A 15,788-nucleotide genomic window follows, 5' to 3' on the forward strand; every position below is an offset into this window, starting at 1 on the left:
AGATACAAGCAGCGTGCGGCAGGCAGCCGCACCCAGCGTCCTTGGGGGATGACCCATCATGAACGAATCGCAGTCCACGGCCACTTCGAAGGCCGCCCAGCGGCCGCTGCGCCGCGCGGCGGTGCTGCTCGCCCTGCTGCTCGGCACCGCCCTGGTGGCGGGCCCGGTGACCGCCGAGGCCGCGCCGCGGACCACGGTCGCGGCGGCGGCTCACCAGGCCGGCGCAGTACGGGACGCGGCCCGGCCGCTCCAAGCCGCGGGACACACAGATCGCCATACGGTGGCCGAGAAGTCCAGCGTGACCGCGTCGAAGAAGGTCAAGAAGAAGAGCAGCTTCCTCAAGAAGCTCGGGATCTTCCTGCTGGTCCTGGTGCTCCTCTTCATCGCGTTCGTCGTGTTCGTGATCTGGTTCATCGTGAGCCGGCTGCGCAGGCGCCGCAACAGGCACTGACCGCTCAGTCCTGAGGGCGCTGGTGACGCATCCGCTGGCCGACGGTACCGCCGTCGGTCTCCCACCAGGGCCGCACGAGCTCCGCTTCCTCCGGCCGTCCCGCGACAGGGGCGGCCGGAGCCAGTTCCACGTCGAGGCGCCGGTCGAGCACCGCGCGCTGGGCGCGGTCGGCCCGCGACCACTGCACCAGGATCGCGAGCAGGAACGGCAGCGACACCAGCTCGGCGATGGTGACCATCGCGCCGCCGCCGAGCTGCTGGTCCCGCTGGACGTCCGGCGCCCACGCCGGCGCGTGATGCAGGTACCAGGCGCCCGCGATCAGCGTGCTGTGCGTCATCACCACGATGCCGGGCACCGCGTCGATCAGCCCGTCGAGGAAGACGAGCGCGGCCCGCACCGGATGGTTGCACCAGGCGGGCAGCGCCTCCTCGCGGGTGAGCACCGGCAGCACGAACAGGCTCCCCGCGAGCAGCAGCTGGAGGTACATCAGCTCGTGCAGCGCGCCGTGGCGCAGCGCCGTCTCGAAGTACGGCGTGAAGTAGATGCACAGCTCGCTGGAGAGCACCAGCGCGGAGCTGACCAGCGGGAAGGTGAGGAAGCGCACCAGGCGGCCGGCCATCGCGCCGCGCAGCCGCCGCGCGCCGCGCTCGGGCAGGGCGCTTGCCGCGAGCCGCAGCGGATCGCCGAGCGCGAGACCGAGCGGCGCGATCAGGTCGAGCAGCACGTTCTGGACGGCGGCCGGCCAGAACAGCGCGGTGTCGTACACCGCGAGCGCGGACATCGTCGCGACGGCCAGCGTGCCGAGGCCGAGGAGCGCGAAGGCCGCGGTCCGCAGGGCGGGCCAGTGCTCGCCCCGGCGACGCAGCCGGAGCACGCCCCAGCCGTAGAGACCGCCCAGGACGGCGATCAGCAGCAGCGCCGCCGCGTCCGGTTCCCACACCGTCAGCAGCCGTCCCGTGGTCAGCTCGGGCAGGCTTGCCACCACGGCCCCGCTCAGCGCCATCCCAGACATCCGGCTCGATCTCCTCACCGGCCCGTGACGTACGACGGGCCGCACACACGCTAGCTCCGCCGTCCGGCGGCGCTCGCACCGGCCCCTCCGGCGGGCCGTGGGAGCGTCCGTTCGACGGCCCGGAATCGGCCGAAGAACGTGTAGACGTCATAGGTGCCTGAGGCATGTAGTGGAGATCGGCAAGACGGAAACCCTTCGCTTGCGAGGTCGACATGACAGGCAGCAACACCAGCATCGACACCGACCACACCGCCACCGACACCGGCAGCGTCGCCTTCCCGGCGGACCGCAGCTGCCCCTACCACCCGCCCACCGCATATCAGCCACTGCGCGACGAGCGCCCGCTCGCCCGCGTCCGCCTCTACGACGGCCGTTCCGTATGGATGGTCACCGGACACGCCGAGGCGCGCGCCCTGCTCGCCGATCCGAGGCTCTCCTCCAACCGGGAGAGCAGTGCCTTCCCGTTCCCCACGGCCCGCTTCCGCGGGGTCGGCAGGCGCCGCACGGCGCTGCTCGGCGTGGACGATCCCGAGCACGCCACCCAGCGCCGGATGCTGATCCCGAGCTTCACCCTCAAACGCACCGCCTCGCTGCGGCCGCAGATCCAGCGGACCGTGGACCGGCTGCTCGACGACATGGTCGCGCAGGGGCCGCCCGCCGACCTGGTGAGCGCGTTCGCGCTGCCGGTGCCGTCGATGGTGATCTGCGCCCTGCTCGGCGTCCCGTACGAGGACCACGAGTTCTTCGAGGCGCAGTCCCGCAAGCTGCTGCGCGGGCCCGGGGCCGCCGACACGGAGGCGGCCCGCGACGCCCTGGAGGACTACTTCGGGAGGCTGATCGACCGCAAACAGCAGGACCGCGGCGACGGGCTGCTGGACGAGCTCATCGAGCAGCGCCTGAACGAAGGGACGCTGGACCGGCAGGAACTGGTGGAGTTCGCAACCCTCCTGCTCGTCGCCGGCCACGAGACCACCGCCAACATGATCTCGCTCGGTACGTTCACGCTCCTCGAACACCCCGAGCAGCTGGCCGAGTTGCGCTCCGATACGGCGCTGATGCCGTCCGCGGTCGAGGAACTGCTCCGCTTCCTGTCGATCGCCGACGGGATGCTGCGCCTCGCCCTGGAGGACATCGAGATCGGCGGCCACACGATCCGCGCCGACGAGGGCGTCGTCTTCTCGACGTCGATCATCAACCGGGACAGCGCCGCCTACGACGATCCCGACCTCCTCGACTGGCACCGCTCCAGCCGCCACCACGTCGCCTTCGGCTTCGGTATCCACCAGTGCCTGGGCCAGAACCTGGCGCGGGCCGAGATGGAGATCGCACTGCGCTCCCTCTTCGACCGGCTGCCCGGGCTGCGACTCGCGGTGCCCGCCGACCGGATTCCGTTCAAGCCGGGTGACACCATTCAGGGAATGCTCGAACTCCCCGTCGCCTGGTAGCAGTCGGGGCCAACGCACAAGGAGCCGCACATGCGGATCAGTATCGACCAGGACGTCTGTATCGGCGCAGGGCAGTGTGTGCTGACGTCCCCCGGCGTCTTCACCCAGGACGACGACGGGTTCAGCGAACTGCTGCCCGGCCGCGCGGACGGCGGCGGCGACCCGCTGGTCCGCGAAGCCGCCCGGGCCTGCCCCGTGCAGGCCATCACCTTGGAGGAATGACGGCAAGCACCGGTTACCACTGGTCGGAGCCGGTGATCAGACGCTGCACAGCCGGCGCGTACAGATCCGCCAGCTGCTCGGGCGTGGCGCGTTCCCCGGCGCCCGGCCGGTGCAGACTCAGGGTCGCGCCCAGGCCCAGCAACAGACCGGCGATCAACTCGGCCCTCAACTCCCTGTTCCCACCGGGCAGTTGACCGGCCAGCCGGGACGTGACCTGCTCGCGGAACCGCTCCCGCAGCAGGGTGCGTTCATCCACGTTCCCCAGCGAGAACACCGCCCGCAGCAGCGGATCCCCCTGCTGTTCCCGGCGCATCCGTACCATCGTCAGTACCAGGTGCCGCCCCAGCGCCTGCGGAGCCGCCGCGAACAGCTCGTCGGCGGCGGGCCCGAAGTCCGCGACCGCGTGGAACAGGCGCTCCTTGCTGCCGAACCGCTTGACGATGAGGGAGGCGCTCACCCCCGCGTCGGCGGCGATCCGGCGCATCGTGACCTCGGCGTACGGGTGCAGCGTGAACGCCCGGCGCGCCGCACGCAGGATCGCGTCCCTGCCGCTCTCCGTGTCCACACCGGTGGCCTGTCGCCCGGTCATGCGCTCTCCTCGGCCGTCGTACGTCCCGTCGCGCCCGCCGGACGGTCCGCCCCGACGCTACCGGTCACCGGCGTGCCGCGGCCCGGCAGGCACAGCGTGGCGAGCAGCGCGGCGAGCGCGGCACCGGCCGCGATCAGGAACACCAGGAGATAGGCGTGCAGGGTGGGCGCCGTGAGCCCGCCGGCCCGGAACGTCAGGTTGGCGAGCACCGCGGCGACCACCGCCGCGCAGCAGGCCTGCCCGACCGCCCGCATCAGCGTATTGAGCCCGTTGGCGGCGCCCGTCTCGCTCACCGGCACCGCGCGCATGACCAGCGCGGGCAGCGCCGAGTACGCGATCGCGGTGCCGCAGGACACGACCGTGGCCCCGGCGATGATCATCGGCAGGCTGTGACTGGTGAAGAACCGCACCACATAACCCACCGCCATGACCGCGGCCGCAAGGGCGAGCGTCGTTTTCGGGCCGTACGCCGCCGAGATCCTGGCCGACACCGGGGAGAGCGCCACCATCGCGAGGCCGCCCGGCAGCAGGCAGAGCCCGCTGACCACGATGGAGGCGCCGAGCCCGTACCCGGTGCTCCTGGGCTCCTGCACCATCTGCGCGGTCACCAGCGAGTTGGCGTAGTAGGCGAACCCGATCAGGAGCGCCGCCACATTGGTCAGCAGCACCGCGGGCCGCGCGGAGACCCGCAGATCGACCAGCGGGGAGCGGGTGCGCAGCTCGTACGCGCCCCACAGCGGCCAGATGACCACGGCCGCGCCGAGCAGCGCGAGGGCGCGCGGGGACGTCCATCCCCAGTCGGCGCCCTGGGTGATGACGAGCAGCACGGCCATCAGGCCCGCCGAGAGGCCGAGCGCCCCCACCGCGTCGAACCGGCCGCGCGAGCGCAGCGGCGACTCCGGTACGCAGGCCAGCACCAGGGCGATGTCGAGCACCCCGAGCACGGCCGACGCCCAGAACATGGTGTGCCAGTCGAAGTGCTCGACGACCAGCGCGGCCACCGGCAGCCCGATGGCGGCCCCGATCCCGAGCGTCGAACTCATCAGGGCCACCGAGGAGAGCACCTTCGCGGGCGGGAGCTCGTCGCGCATGATGCTGATGCCCAGCGGGATCACCGCGAGCGCGGCGCCCTGCAGCGCGCGGCCCGCGATCAGCATCCCGATGTGCGAGCTCGCCGCGCACATCACGGACCCGGCCGTGAGCACCCCGAGCGAGAGAAGCAGCACCCGCCGCTTGCCGTACATGTCGCCGGCCCGGCCGAGCACCGGGGTGAAGACCGCCCCGGTCAGCAGCGTGACCGTGACCAGCCAGCTCGCCGCGGCCGGGGTGCTGCCGGTCAGTGCGGGCACATGCGGAAGCAGCGGTACCACCAGCGTCTGCATGAGGGCCACGACCACCCCGCAGAACGCCAGGACCCCGACGAAGAAGCGGGGGTGCGCCGGCGCGGCGGCCGCGGGTATCGCTGGGGGCATGACTCTCCGTACGGCAGGCACCGGACGGCACGCGCAGGGGTGCACGGCCGTTCACCCCCCCAGGGTAAACGCCTGTGCACCCCTTGGTTCCCGTCCTGCGGGGAGTTCTCGCCGCCCGGCGTCAGCCGCGTGCGGCGGGCTCCGGCAGCGGGACGCCCGCGCAGGTGGTGTCCTCGGCCGGTATCGCGCCGTCGACCAGGTAGCTGTCGACGTACGCGTCGGCACACGCGTTGCCGTTCTGGTACTGGCCGTGGTCGCCGTCGTTCACGGTTATCAGACGCGAGCCCGCCAGACCGCGGTGGGCGCGCTCCGCGCTCTCGTAGTAGGTCGCCGGGTCGTGCGTCGAGTTGAGCATCAGGACGGGCGGCAGGCCCTTGCCGGTCACCTTGATGTGCGGCGCCTTCGTCCGCGGCCAGTTCGCGCAGATCGCGGTGAACGTCAACTCCCGTGCTCCGGCAAGGGGGTTGTCGCGGGTGGCCTCGGCGCTCTTGTCCACCCAGTAGCGGCCGTCCCGCTTCCACGGGGTGTCGCCGCAGGTGACCGAGAAGAAGTCGGCGAAGAAGTTGGCGCCCATGGGGTGCTTCATCTGGTTGGCGACGGCTTTCCTCGCGTCCGCCGAGGCGCTGTCGGGATGTTCGAGCACGCCCATCTGCGCGGCGAGCATCTGGAAGCCGCCGTTCGCCTCGTACATCGCGTTGGTCGCGGCGACATCGAGCTGGTTGGGCGTGATGAGCGTGCCCTCGATGTCGAGCGGGTGGTCGTGCAGCGCGGCCCGCAGCCGCTCGTAGGACGCCTTGGCCTCGGCGGGCGTGCGGCCCTGGTGGTACGTCGCGTCGTTCTTCGCCAGCCACGGCAGGAAGTCCTGCTCGAACCGGCGCTGGAAACTCATCGGCTGCCCCACCAGGAACGATTCCCAGCTGCCCGTGAAGTCGACGTTGCTGTCCAGGACGACCCGCTCCACGTGGCGCGGGAACTCGGTCGCGTAGTACGCCCCGAGGAAGGACGCGTAGGACGGGCCGTAGTAGGACACCTTGTCCACGCCGAGCAGCGCGCGGTACAGATCCATGTCGTGCACGGCCTGGTCGGTGGTGATGTACGGCAGCAGCCCGCCCGAATTGCGCTCGCAGTCCCGCACGAAGTCACGGGCCCGGTCGAACGTCGCCCGCACCGCCTGGTCGGAGCGGTCCCGCAGATCGCCGCTGGTGAAGAAGGCGTCGACCGTGTCCTGGTCCGAGCAGACCACGTTGGTGCTCGCGCCGACGCCCCGCTGGTCGAAGCTGACGATGTCGTACGCCGCCGCCAGCTTCGCGCTGCCCCTGGCCAGGTTGGCCGGGCGCGGGAGGCCCGAGGCACCCGGCCCGCCGGCCGCCATCATGAGCACGCCGCGCCGCTTGGCCGGATCGGCGGCCTTGTGCCGGGACACCTGGATGCTGAGGCTCGGCCCGGCGTCCGGGTGGTACCAGTCCCGGGGCACGGACATCGTCGCGCACTCCAGCGCGCCGGACACGCAGGGCTGCCAGTCGAGCTTCTGATGGCGGTAGCGGTCGGGCACGGGCGGCGTCGCGCCCTTGGCGGCGGCGCTCGCCGCACCGGCCGGCAGTGCCGCCGCGGCGAGCAGACCGCACGCGGCGGCCGCGGCCCAGCGGACCGGCTTCTTGAACAACTGCATGTGCTTGGCTCCCCGTTGGGATTGCTCCCCTTGCTGCGGATCGGTCGAGTAGATCGTCCACCGCCCGGAGCCCCCGCCTCGATCCCGCCACCACCCCGATCCGGGGTGGCATTAGTGCCACCCCGGGGGCGGGAGTGCCTCAGGCGCGCTCGGCGAGCGTGTTCCAGAACATCGACTCGTACGCCTGGAGCAGCCGCCCGTGGTGCAGCCCGTCGGCGACGCCCTCGCCGTGCTCGTCGTCCGATCCGGCGGCGACGGCCGCGACGGCCCGGCGTTCGAGCTCCGGCGCCGGGCCCGCGAAGAAGTCGAAGAAACCGCAGGCCTCGTCGGTGAATCCGTACCGGGCGCGCAGCGCCGCGGCCACCCGCGCGCAATAGCCGCCCCAAGCCGCGAAGTTGGCGGTGAGGGCCAGCGCCACGCTCGGCGGCTCGCCGTTCAGCGCCAGCCACGCCACATACGCCGGATAGGCCTGGCAGCCCGCCTGCGGCTCGTACTGTCCGATCGCCTCCGGGGTGAGGCCGCAGGCCGCCTCGTAGGCTCCGAGCCGCTCCAGCGCCAGCGTCTCGCCCTCGGCGAGCGTGCCGAAGAACTCCGCGCACGCCGTGCCCTTGCCCGCGCGCTCGGCGAGGTACAGGAAGGCGCGCCGGTCGGAGACGATGATGTGGCGCTGTTCCAGGGCGAGTTGGGCGAGCGCGGACAGCGGCGCCGAGCCGGCCTCGATGAGCGGGACGAGGCGGTTGGCGTCCGCCGCGGGAGCGAGCTCGGCCGCCGTGGCCGCGATGATGTGCTCAGCCGTACGCGTCTGACGAGTCATGGGGGACCCTCTTCGCAAGTCTGCCGGTGCGGTCCCGCCCAGCGTCTCACGCGGCCCAGGGGGGTATCCGCCGACCGCTGTCCGGGCCTCAGGTGGACAGGGCGCCTTCGGTGGCGCCCCGGCGCCTTCGCCGGCGGTCCCGGGTCCGGTCGCGCTGCGGCCACAGCAGCACGTACGCCGTGGACACGATCACGAAGGCCAGCCGGATCAGCCCCCGCGCCGCGTCATCCGGCACCACGAACACGCTCCCGTACAGCGTCAGGAGCGCGAGCCAGCTCCACAACGGGACCAGCCTGCGCTGTCCGATCACATCCCACAGCAGAGTCCCGAGCAGCACCGACGCCGTGTAGTACGTGTAGACGCTGGGGTCGAGCACGATCCGCGCGTTGGCGCCGAGCAGCACCACCGCCGCCCACCGCCCGCGCCACACCGCGAAGGCGCCGAGCAGCAGTCCGAGCGCCGCCTGGGCGGGCCGGTCCCAGCCGGGCGTCTGGGGATCCGCGACGCCGAGCCAGCGCAGCGCCGACGCGGGCTGGTTGGGTATCGCGAAACCGGCGGCCGACATCGAGTGCGGATTGCTGAGGAAGAACGGCGCCCAGGCGACCGCGACCACCGCCGCGCACCACAGCCCCGCCCGCAGCCACTGGTGCCGCGGCAGGGCGAAGAGCAGCGCGGCGAACGTCACCGCGGTCGGTTTGGAGTCCATCGCGAGCGCCAGCCACACCCCCGTGCCCACCGGGCTGTTCCGGGTCACCGAGCGGACGGCCAGCGCCGTGAAGAAGAGGGCGAGCACGTCGTCGAGGTGGCCGAAGCGGACCGACACCTCGATCCACATCGGGATGAAGGCGAGACCGGCGATCAGCACCCGCTGGCGCAGCCGCTGGTGGTTGGTGCCGGTCCCCAGGAAGTGCCAGGCGGCGCTGCGCCCGGCAAGCACCACGATCACCAGGCCGAGCACCGACATCAGCAGCGCGGCCAGGAACTGACCGGTCCGCTCGGGGAACGGGTTGAAGAGCCCGGCCGTCAGGAAGCTGACCGGGCCCATCTGGAGCTCGGGATGGTGGGCGTAGAGGTTGAGCCCGCCGGTGCCGTCGCCGGAGGGGCCCTGGTAGATGAGTTCGCCGCCCGCGCGCAGATAGTGCCAGGAGAAGCCGCCGTTGGGCTCCACCACGGCGAACCACAGCGCGGTCCATGCGGCGAGCAGGATCAGATGCATCCTCTGACTGATGGCCGGCACGTGCGTTCAGCTCCTGTTTCCCTGCCCGATGCGAATGGCGTTCCGTGGAGCGCGAGGGGCCCCGGGGAACGATGTCATGACGCCCTGGCGCGTTCGCACAGCGGGTCCACATGTGCTCGTCACCACACTCCGCGCGGCCCCGCACGGGTGTGGTGAATATCTCTTATTCAGAGCTAAAATAGGTGCATGGCTGCCGAAGAGGCCGAACCGTTCGACGACTCCTTGGCCGATGTGCTCGCCGGTGTCCAGCGGCTCGTCCGGCGGCGACTGCGCCGCGGCCTGACCGTGCCCCCGCTGCGCGGCGCCCACGTCGAACTGCTCAGGCTCGTCGCCGGCGCTCCCGGCATCGGGGTGTCGGCCGCCGCGAAGGAGCTGTATCTCGCGGGCAATTCGGTCTCCACACTCGTCAACCAGCTTGTCAGGGACGGGTACTTGAGGCGCGAGACCGATCCGGGCGACCGCCGCTCGGTACGGCTCTTCGCGACCCCCGCCGCCCTCGCCCGGCTGCACGACTGGCAGCAGCGCCGCGCCGCGCTCGTACGGCAGCAGGTGGCGCGGCTCGACGCGGCCGACCGGGCCGCGCTCGCCGCCGCCCTGCCCGCGCTGCGCCGGCTCGCCGAGAACCTGCACGAGGAAGCGGAGGGACCATGAGTGACGACGACGCGGTGGTGTGCAGCGGCCTGGAGTACGCGTTCGGCGAGACCAGAGCGGTCGACGGACTCGACCTGGCCGTCACCACGGGCGAGGTCTTCGGCCTGCTCGGCCCGAACGGCGCGGGCAAGACCACCGCGATCCGCTGCATCACCACCCTGCTGCCGGTGCCGGCCGGCCGGGTCCGGGTGTTCGGGCACGACGCGGCCAGGGAGCGGATGGCCGTGCGCCGCCTGCTCGGCTACGTACCGCAGCAACTGTCCGCCGACGCGGGCCTCACCGGACGGGAGAACGTCGCCCTGTTCGCCCGCGTCTTCGACGTCCCGCGCAGGGAGCGGGCCCGCCGCGTCGAGCAGGCGCTGCACGCCGTCGACCTCACCGAAGCCGCCGACCGCATGGCCAACACCTTCTCGGGAGGCATGATCCGCCGCCTCGAACTCGCCCAGGCCCTGGTCAGCGCGCCCCGCCTGCTCATGCTGGACGAGCCGACCATCGGCCTCGACCCGATCGCCCGCACTAGCGTCTGGGAGCACATCAACGCCGTACGCCGGGCCACCGGCATGACCGTGCTCGTCACCACGCACTACATGGACGAGGCCGACCAGTACTGCGACCGCGTCGCCCTCATGCACCGCGGCCGAATACGCGCCCTCGGCACCCCCGACGGCCTGCGGGCCGAACTGCGCGAACGCCGCCGCGGAACCGGCCCGGACGATCCCGTACCCACGCTGGAGGACGTCTTCCGCGATGTCGCCGGCAGTGGGCTCGACACCCAGGGAGGTGACTTCCGCGATGTCCGCAGCACCCGCCGCACCGCGTCCCGCCTCGGCTGACACCACCGCCGGGGAGCTGGACCTGCTGCTCGTCCCGCCGCGGCCCCGCACCGGCTGGCGCGTGCTGCCCGCCCGGGTCGGCGCCCTGTGCGCGGTCGAACTGCAAAAGCTCCGGCACGACCGCGCCGAGCTCTACACCCGTGCCGTGCAGCCCGCCCTGTGGCTGCTGATCTTCGGCGAGACCTTCACCCGCATCAAGGCGATCCCGACCGGCGGCATCCCGTACATCGACTATCTGGCGCCCGGCATCATCGCCCAGTCCGCCATGTTCATCGCCATCTTCTACGGCATCATGATCATCTGGGAGCGGGACTCGGGCATCCTCACCAAGCTCCTCGTCACCCCCACCCCCCGCTCGGCGCTGATCACGGGCAAGGCCTTCGCGGCCGGAGTCAAGGCGCTGATCCAGGCGGTCGTGGTGATCGTCATCGCCGCACTGCTCGGCGTGGCCATGACGTGGAACCCGCTGCGGCTGCTCGGCGTCGCCGCGGCCGTGGTCCTCGGCTCCGCGTTCTTCTCCTGCCTGTCGATGACGATCGCCGGGATCGTGCTGACCCGCGACCGGCTGATGGGCATCGGGCAGGCCATCACCATGCCGCTGTTCTTCGGCTCCAGCGCCCTCTACCCGGTGTCGATCATGCCGGGCTGGCTCCAGGCCGTCAGCAAGGGCAACCCGCTGAGCTACCAGGTCGACGCCCTGCGCGGACTCCTGCTCGGCACCCCGTCCCATCTCGCCCTCGACTACGCGGTCCTGCTGGTCGCCGCGGCGCTCGGCATCCTGGCGGCGTCCTCGCTGCTCGGCAGGCTGGCCCGCTGAGCGCTGCCATCATGATCCGTATGACCGACGGCAGCGGCTACCTCCTGGACAACCGGCAGACCGAGGCGGGCGAGCGTTTCGACGCGCTCGCCCAGCTCTTCGACGGCTCCACGTTCCGCCACTTCGACGCCCTGGGTCTCGGAGCGGGGCACCACGTCTGGGAGGTGGGCGCGGGCGGGCTCTCGGTGCCGCGCGGCCTGGCCGAACGGGTCGGCCCCGAAGGACGGGTGCTCGCGACGGACCTCGACACCGGATGGCTGACCGGCGCAGCCCTCCCGCCGAACGTCGAGGTCCGCCGCCACGACATCGGTCGGGACGTCACCCCGCCCGAGACCTTCGACTTCGTCCACGCGCGCCTCGTTCTGGTCCATGTCACCGACCGGGCACGGGCCCTGCGCACGATGGCCGGGGCGCTGCGCCCCGGCGGCGTCCTGCTGATCGAGGACGCCGACCCCGCACTCCAGCCGTTGCTCTGCCTCGACGAGTACGGCCCCGACCAGGAACTCGCCAACCGGCTCCGCCACGGCTTCCGGCAGCTCCTCACCGAGCGCGGCGCCGACCTGTCGTACGGCCGCAAACTCCCGCGTCTGCTACGGGAGTTGGGCCTGGAGGGGGTGGCGGCCGATGCGTACTTCCCGGTCACCTCGCCCGCCGCTACGGTGCTCGAAGCGGCCACCGTGCGGCAGGTCAGGGATTTGCTCGTCGCCCGGAACCTCGCGAGCGACGACGAGATCGACCGCCACCTCGCGAACGTCGCCTCGGGCCGCCTCGACCTGGCGACCTCGCCGATGATCTCCGCCTGGGGCCGCCGCCCGGCGCACCCCGTCGAAACCCCCGGCGCGTAAGGGAAGGCACTCGCGATGGCCGGTGAATCCACCGAACGGGAACAGGGACCGGGGCCGGAACAGGCCGCCGAGCCCGCTGCCCCGGCGAGTGCGACGTGGCTGAAGGGGCAACTGCTGAAGATCGCCTCCGCTCTGTATCCCGACCGCGGCCCGGTGGTGGTCCGCGAGTGGAGCGATCCGGTACAGCTCTTCGAGCCCGAACCCGTCGGTCATCGCCATCTGCTCCTGGTCGCCGTCGGCGGGGACGACCGCCCGGCGCACCCCGACTTCGACGAAGTCCTGGATGCCTTCAGGGCGGCCGGGTGGACGGCACTCGGATCGGGTTCGGGCAGCCCGCAGGAGAGCTGGGCGACAGCTCGGTCCGAGGATTTCGAGGTCAGGGTCTACGAAGGCGAAGGGCCCGGGATCCTGACGTTCACCGGCTGGACGCCGGTCGTGTTCACCGAACCAGGCCATCGGCAGCCGCACTTCACCCGCAGCACCGCCGACGGGGTGCTGTGCTCCGAATGCCACGGCTGGGGTGTGTGCATGGACTGCCGAGGCAGCGGGCGCGGCAGCGGGACCGGCTCAGCTTTCGGGGCGCATCGGTGCTGGTGCTCCGGGGGCCGGGGCGGGGCGGGCAGCTGCATCGACTGCGGCGGGTCGGGGTCCATCACCTCCCGGGCGGAGCCGTGGAAGCGGAAGCAGTTCAGGTTTCCCGACCCGGGCGGCGCCGACGCCGTCCGGCAACCGCCGGTCGAGGACGGCCGCCTCTCCGCCATCGACGCGCTTGCCGACATCGCCCACCGGGCGTGCTCCTGCGGGGAGTTCCGCAGCTTGTGGCGCAACACCCTGGCCGAGGCCGACGACCGGATCGTCGCCCGGTTCGTCGGCTCCTGCCGGGGCTGCGGCGCAGAACGCGCCTACGCCTTCACGCTCCCTCACCGCAAGCTCCCCGCCCCTCCCGCGCCCCCGGCACCGCCGCCCTGCCCACGGTGTGCCGGAGCGCCGGTTCCGCTGGTGGGCGGGCTGAGCCTTCCCGGCTCGGCGGCGTTGCGCGCGCAGGAGCTGGGGCTGGTGGCCGCGAGCAGCAGCGGCTGCGAGGTCCGGCCGGACGAGCCGAACTGGCGGTGCGCCTCCTGCGGTCACGACTGGCGGGACGCCGACCTGCGCCGCCGGGACCGGATCCTGCGCTCGATACTCGCCGGCGTCCCCGCCTCCTAGCGGAGCTCGGACATGCCTCAGGCCGCCGTGTCGAACGTGTAGTAGCGGGTGTGGTCGAGCAGGTCCGCCGGGGTCACGTTGTTCCACGGCCGCATCGTGTCGTGCAGGTCCACGACGTCCCGGGTCCCCGCCGCCGGCAGATACGGCGAGCCGGGGTGCTGGGCCTGCCACTGGGCCCAGAGCTTGTCTATGAACGCGTGGTGCAGCCAGAACACCGGGTCGTTGGGTGAGGCTCCGGTCGCCATCTGGCCGCCGACCCACACATGCACCCGGTTGTGCAGATTGACCCCGCGCCAGCCCTCCAGGTGGTTGCGGAAGCCGTCGGACGCGCTGTTCCACGGGGCCATGTCGTACGTCGGCATGGCGAGGACGCCGTCGACCTCGGCCCGGGTGGGCAGCTGTGCGACGGCCGCGCCCAGCGCCCGACGCAGGTAAGTGCGGCCGTCCACCCGGACGTTGACGGTCCAGCCGCCCGCGCTCTGGGCGAACGGGCCGTCCATCACCTGGCCGTCCCGGCTGCGCCCGGTGCCGCCGAGGAAGTCGGCCGCCCACAGCGAGGATCCGGCCGTGCGGTCGGCCGTCCAGTCCCAGTACGGCAGGGTGACCGAGGCGTCGACCGACTGGAGCGCCTGCTCGAACTCGATGAGGAATCTGCGGTGCCAGGGCAGGAAGGACGGCGAACGGTGGCCGACCCGGTCACCCGTGTCGGAATCGCTCATGATGAAGGCGTTGTGCGTGGTGACGAAGGCGTCGTACCTCCCGTCGCGCTTCAGCTGAAGCAGGGCGGCGACGAAGCGGCGCTTCTCGTCGGCGGTCAGATCTGCCTGGTTCTTGCGAACGGCCATGAGGTGCTCCTGGTTGGAATCGCTGCGGGTGCGGGGCGTGGACGTGGGCGCGGGTGTGGGCCTCGCGGCCGGATCAGGTGAGCGGGACGAGGGCCGCGCCCTGGAGGTCCACCACGGCGGCGCGGGCGATCGCGCGGGGTGTGGCCAACGGCTGGTAATGGTTGACGACGCTGATCCAGGTGCCGTCGGCGTTCTGCATCACGTGCAGTTCCCGGCCGTCTATCCGCACCGCGTAGCCGCCGCCGTGGTGCATGTGACCGGAGCCGGGCGCGCCCTGGATCCGGCGCCCCTGGAAGACCTCGTCGAACGCCTCGGGTGCGCCGTGGCCCTCATGGCCGGACTCCGTCGCGCGCGACGGAGTGGCGGAGTCCTTGGAGGTGGCGTAGGCCGAACCCGCCAGGGCGAGTCCGGCGATGGTGCCCGCGGTGGCACCCAAGGCCTGGCGGCGAGTGGGTCGAGACATGGCAATCCCCTTGGATGGATGGGTAGTTGGGCCATCCATCCCTACATGTCGAAGGCAGGGAGCCAGAAGTGGCGCCCAGGTGGTTGGCCGCCATGCGGACATGTCCAGATTCGATGTGCAGTGTTCAACCACGGGGATCTTGCTGGCGCGCGGCCGCCGGATCGCCAGACGTGAAGATTCTTGCTGGAATATGCCAATTTTGTGAAAATCTTGTTGCTTTGATGAATCACCTGTGGCTGCCCTCACTTCCGGAATCTGACCGGAAACACCCGCCGTGGTCCGGCCACTGGCCTGAACCCCCCTCTGGCCAAAGGGGCGTTCTGACGTGAGGATCGCCCGGTCGGGGGCGGCGTCCGGTGCCGCCCGCACTGTGGGGGGAAGCAGGATGTCGATGAGGCGAAGACCGTCAAGGGCGTGGGTGCGCGGAGCCGTCGCATTCCTTCTCGCGGGTACGGGCGGAGCACTGGCGCCCGCCGCGGCGCAGGCCGCCACCCCGGCCGTCGCGGCTTCCGCGTGCTCAACGGACACGGGAGCCAAGGGACTTGCCGGCGGTCCGGTGGCGGGCAGCCTCGTCCAAGTGCCCCGCTCCGACGGCCGGGTCGACCAGCTCCAGCTGTTCTACGACCCCAGCGCGATGGGCGGGCTGCCCTTCGTGTGGCACCGCGAGCAGGCCGCGCCCGGCGAGGCGTACGGGCCCTGGACCCGGGTGAGCGCGGCGACCGTGGGCCCCAAGAGCTACTACCTCACCGCGATCGAGAACTCCGCCGGGCAGGTGGAGATCCTCTTCTCGACGTACGGCCAGTTCTGCCACTCCGTACGGAACGCGGACGGGCCGGGCTGGAGCGAGCCCGACAACTTCGGCCTGGCGCCCGGCCCCTACATGGGCGGCGTGGTCCTCTTCCAGGAGCGGGACGGCACCATCGACGCCTTCGCGGCCAGCATGAAGACCGGCTCCTCGATGGAGGTCCGCAGCCAGTACGACGCGGGTGCGGGCTGGGGCCCGGTCACGTCGATGGGCCAGGTCCCCGAGACCGGCATCGGGCTCAGCCAGCCCTCCACCATCTCCCAACTCCCGGACGGACGCGTACATCTGACGGTCCATGAGTGGAACCGGGAGACCCGCTACTGGCAGATCACCCAGGATTCACCCGGCGGCCCATGGGGCCCGTGGCAACTGTGCGGCACAGTGTGCGAGTAGTCGGACGGGCGGGGACAAGGGG

Annotated in this window: 17 protein-coding genes; 9 read left to right on the forward strand and 8 right to left on the reverse strand. The window is 71.7% G+C overall.

Annotated features, from left to right (window positions below; genetic code table 11):
- The first annotated feature begins 58 nt into the window (after positions 1–58).
- The gene (locus ACIBK6_RS09315) at positions 59–451 is read left to right on the forward strand and encodes a hypothetical protein (RefSeq protein WP_399050210.1); all 393 of its coding nucleotides are present in this window, start codon (positions 59–61) and stop codon (positions 449–451) included.
- A gap of 4 nt (positions 452–455) precedes the next feature.
- On the opposite strand, the gene ACIBK6_RS09320 is transcribed toward ACIBK6_RS09315, so the two are convergent.
- The gene (locus ACIBK6_RS09320) at positions 456–1,463 is read right to left on the reverse strand and encodes a cytochrome c oxidase assembly protein (RefSeq protein ID WP_399050212.1); all 1,008 of its coding nucleotides are present in this window, start codon (positions 1,461–1,463) and stop codon (positions 456–458) included.
- A gap of 212 nt (positions 1,464–1,675) precedes the next feature.
- Here ACIBK6_RS09320 and ACIBK6_RS09325 point away from each other — a divergent pair, with 212 nt between their 5' ends.
- Both ACIBK6_RS09325 and ACIBK6_RS09330 read left to right on the forward strand, forming a co-directional pair.
- Positions 1,676–2,908, forward strand: coding sequence for a cytochrome P450 (locus ACIBK6_RS09325; RefSeq protein WP_399050213.1), 1,233 nt, complete (start codon positions 1,676–1,678; stop codon positions 2,906–2,908).
- Between the two features lie 30 nt (positions 2,909–2,938).
- On the forward strand, positions 2,939–3,130 hold the full coding sequence (locus tag ACIBK6_RS09330) for a ferredoxin (protein WP_399050215.1): 192 nt from the start codon (positions 2,939–2,941) through the stop codon (positions 3,128–3,130).
- Positions 3,131–3,143: 13 nt separating this feature from the next.
- Here the strand turns inward: ACIBK6_RS09330 and ACIBK6_RS09335 are convergent, their stop codons facing one another.
- The 5 genes from ACIBK6_RS09335 to ACIBK6_RS09355 all read right to left on the reverse strand — a co-directional run bounded on the left by ACIBK6_RS09335 (position 3,144) and on the right by ACIBK6_RS09355 (position 8,911).
- A complete protein-coding gene (locus ACIBK6_RS09335) occupies positions 3,144–3,719 on the reverse strand; it encodes a TetR family transcriptional regulator (protein WP_399050217.1) in 576 nt (191 codons plus the stop codon).
- Positions 3,716–5,191, reverse strand: coding sequence for an MFS transporter (locus tag ACIBK6_RS09340; RefSeq protein ID WP_399050219.1), 1,476 nt, complete (start codon positions 5,189–5,191; stop codon positions 3,716–3,718). The genes ACIBK6_RS09335 and ACIBK6_RS09340 overlap by 4 nt, the downstream gene beginning before the upstream one ends.
- A gap of 121 nt (positions 5,192–5,312) precedes the next feature.
- Complete coding sequence (locus ACIBK6_RS09345) at positions 5,313–6,860, reverse strand: alpha/beta hydrolase (protein WP_399050221.1); 1,548 nt, start codon at positions 6,858–6,860, stop codon at positions 5,313–5,315.
- A 139-nt stretch (positions 6,861–6,999) separates the two neighbouring features.
- On the reverse strand, positions 7,000–7,674 hold the full coding sequence (locus ACIBK6_RS09350) for a transcriptional regulator (RefSeq protein ID WP_399050223.1): 675 nt from the start codon (positions 7,672–7,674) through the stop codon (positions 7,000–7,002).
- An 88-nt stretch (positions 7,675–7,762) separates the two neighbouring features.
- The gene (locus tag ACIBK6_RS09355) at positions 7,763–8,911 is read right to left on the reverse strand and encodes a hypothetical protein (RefSeq protein ID WP_399050225.1); all 1,149 of its coding nucleotides are present in this window, start codon (positions 8,909–8,911) and stop codon (positions 7,763–7,765) included.
- Between the two features lie 186 nt (positions 8,912–9,097).
- Here ACIBK6_RS09355 and ACIBK6_RS09360 point away from each other — a divergent pair, with 186 nt between their 5' ends.
- The 5 genes from ACIBK6_RS09360 to ACIBK6_RS09380 are packed head-to-tail and all read left to right on the forward strand — an operon-like array spanning position 9,098 to position 13,260.
- A complete protein-coding gene (locus tag ACIBK6_RS09360) occupies positions 9,098–9,562 on the forward strand; it encodes a MarR family winged helix-turn-helix transcriptional regulator (RefSeq protein ID WP_399050226.1) in 465 nt (154 codons plus the stop codon).
- Positions 9,559–10,395, forward strand: a complete 837-nt coding sequence (locus ACIBK6_RS09365) for an ATP-binding cassette domain-containing protein (RefSeq protein ID WP_399050227.1) — start codon at positions 9,559–9,561, stop codon at positions 10,393–10,395. Before ACIBK6_RS09360 ends, ACIBK6_RS09365 begins: the two co-directional genes overlap by 4 nt.
- Positions 10,355–11,212, forward strand: a complete 858-nt coding sequence (locus tag ACIBK6_RS09370) for an ABC transporter permease (RefSeq protein ID WP_399050229.1) — start codon at positions 10,355–10,357, stop codon at positions 11,210–11,212. The genes ACIBK6_RS09365 and ACIBK6_RS09370 overlap by 41 nt, the downstream gene beginning before the upstream one ends.
- A 20-nt stretch (positions 11,213–11,232) precedes the next feature.
- Positions 11,233–12,057 carry a methyltransferase domain-containing protein gene (locus ACIBK6_RS09375; RefSeq protein ID WP_399050231.1) on the forward strand — a complete coding sequence of 275 codons (825 nt, stop codon included), beginning with the start codon at positions 11,233–11,235 and terminating at the stop codon, positions 12,055–12,057.
- Positions 12,058–12,072: 15 nt separating this feature from the next.
- Positions 12,073–13,260, forward strand: coding sequence for a hypothetical protein (locus tag ACIBK6_RS09380; protein WP_399050233.1), 1,188 nt, complete (start codon positions 12,073–12,075; stop codon positions 13,258–13,260).
- A gap of 17 nt (positions 13,261–13,277) precedes the next feature.
- On the opposite strand, the gene ACIBK6_RS09385 is transcribed toward ACIBK6_RS09380, so the two are convergent.
- Together ACIBK6_RS09385 and ACIBK6_RS09390 are read right to left on the reverse strand one after the other, a co-directional pair.
- Positions 13,278–14,105 carry a tyrosinase family protein gene (locus ACIBK6_RS09385; RefSeq protein ID WP_399050235.1) on the reverse strand — a complete coding sequence of 276 codons (828 nt, stop codon included), beginning with the start codon at positions 14,103–14,105 and terminating at the stop codon, positions 13,278–13,280.
- A gap of 73 nt (positions 14,106–14,178) precedes the next feature.
- The gene (locus tag ACIBK6_RS09390) at positions 14,179–14,568 is read right to left on the reverse strand and encodes a tyrosinase cofactor (RefSeq protein WP_399050237.1); all 390 of its coding nucleotides are present in this window, start codon (positions 14,566–14,568) and stop codon (positions 14,179–14,181) included.
- 391 nt (positions 14,569–14,959) lie between these two features.
- Between ACIBK6_RS09390 and ACIBK6_RS09395 the strand changes: the two genes are divergently transcribed.
- Positions 14,960–15,766: a hypothetical protein gene (locus ACIBK6_RS09395; protein WP_399050239.1), complete on the forward strand. Its 807-nt coding sequence runs from the start codon at positions 14,960–14,962 to the stop codon at positions 15,764–15,766.
- The last annotated feature ends 22 nt before the right edge of the window (positions 15,767–15,788 follow it).

The sequence above is a fragment of the Streptomyces sp. NPDC050485 genome (assembly GCF_044458185.1).
GTDB lineage: Bacteria > Actinomycetota > Actinomycetes > Streptomycetales > Streptomycetaceae > Streptomyces.

Coding starts and splice junctions, on each gene's coding strand:
- ACIBK6_RS09385 (WP_399050235.1), bottom strand. CDS start 14,105: ATGGCCGTTCGCAAGAACCAGGCAGATCTGACCGCCGACGAGAAGCGC.
- ACIBK6_RS09335 (WP_399050217.1), bottom strand. CDS start 3,719: ATGACCGGGCGACAGGCCACCGGTGTGGACACGGAGAGCGGCAGGGAC.
- ACIBK6_RS09380 (WP_399050233.1), top strand. CDS start 12,073: ATGGCCGGTGAATCCACCGAACGGGAACAGGGACCGGGGCCGGAACAG.
- ACIBK6_RS09345 (WP_399050221.1), bottom strand. CDS start 6,860: ATGCAGTTGTTCAAGAAGCCGGTCCGCTGGGCCGCGGCCGCCGCGTGC.
- ACIBK6_RS09390 (WP_399050237.1), bottom strand. CDS start 14,568: ATGTCTCGACCCACTCGCCGCCAGGCCTTGGGTGCCACCGCGGGCACC.
- ACIBK6_RS09360 (WP_399050226.1), top strand. CDS start 9,098: ATGGCTGCCGAAGAGGCCGAACCGTTCGACGACTCCTTGGCCGATGTG.
- ACIBK6_RS09315 (WP_399050210.1), top strand. CDS start 59: ATGAACGAATCGCAGTCCACGGCCACTTCGAAGGCCGCCCAGCGGCCG.
- ACIBK6_RS09340 (WP_399050219.1), bottom strand. CDS start 5,191: ATGCCCCCAGCGATACCCGCGGCCGCCGCGCCGGCGCACCCCCGCTTC.
- ACIBK6_RS09330 (WP_399050215.1), top strand. CDS start 2,939: ATGCGGATCAGTATCGACCAGGACGTCTGTATCGGCGCAGGGCAGTGT.
- ACIBK6_RS09320 (WP_399050212.1), bottom strand. CDS start 1,463: ATGTCTGGGATGGCGCTGAGCGGGGCCGTGGTGGCAAGCCTGCCCGAG.
- ACIBK6_RS09350 (WP_399050223.1), bottom strand. CDS start 7,674: ATGACTCGTCAGACGCGTACGGCTGAGCACATCATCGCGGCCACGGCG.
- ACIBK6_RS09370 (WP_399050229.1), top strand. CDS start 10,355: ATGTCCGCAGCACCCGCCGCACCGCGTCCCGCCTCGGCTGACACCACC.
- ACIBK6_RS09325 (WP_399050213.1), top strand. CDS start 1,676: ATGACAGGCAGCAACACCAGCATCGACACCGACCACACCGCCACCGAC.
- ACIBK6_RS09365 (WP_399050227.1), top strand. CDS start 9,559: ATGAGTGACGACGACGCGGTGGTGTGCAGCGGCCTGGAGTACGCGTTC.
- ACIBK6_RS09375 (WP_399050231.1), top strand. CDS start 11,233: ATGACCGACGGCAGCGGCTACCTCCTGGACAACCGGCAGACCGAGGCG.
- ACIBK6_RS09395 (WP_399050239.1), top strand. CDS start 14,960: ATGAGGCGAAGACCGTCAAGGGCGTGGGTGCGCGGAGCCGTCGCATTC.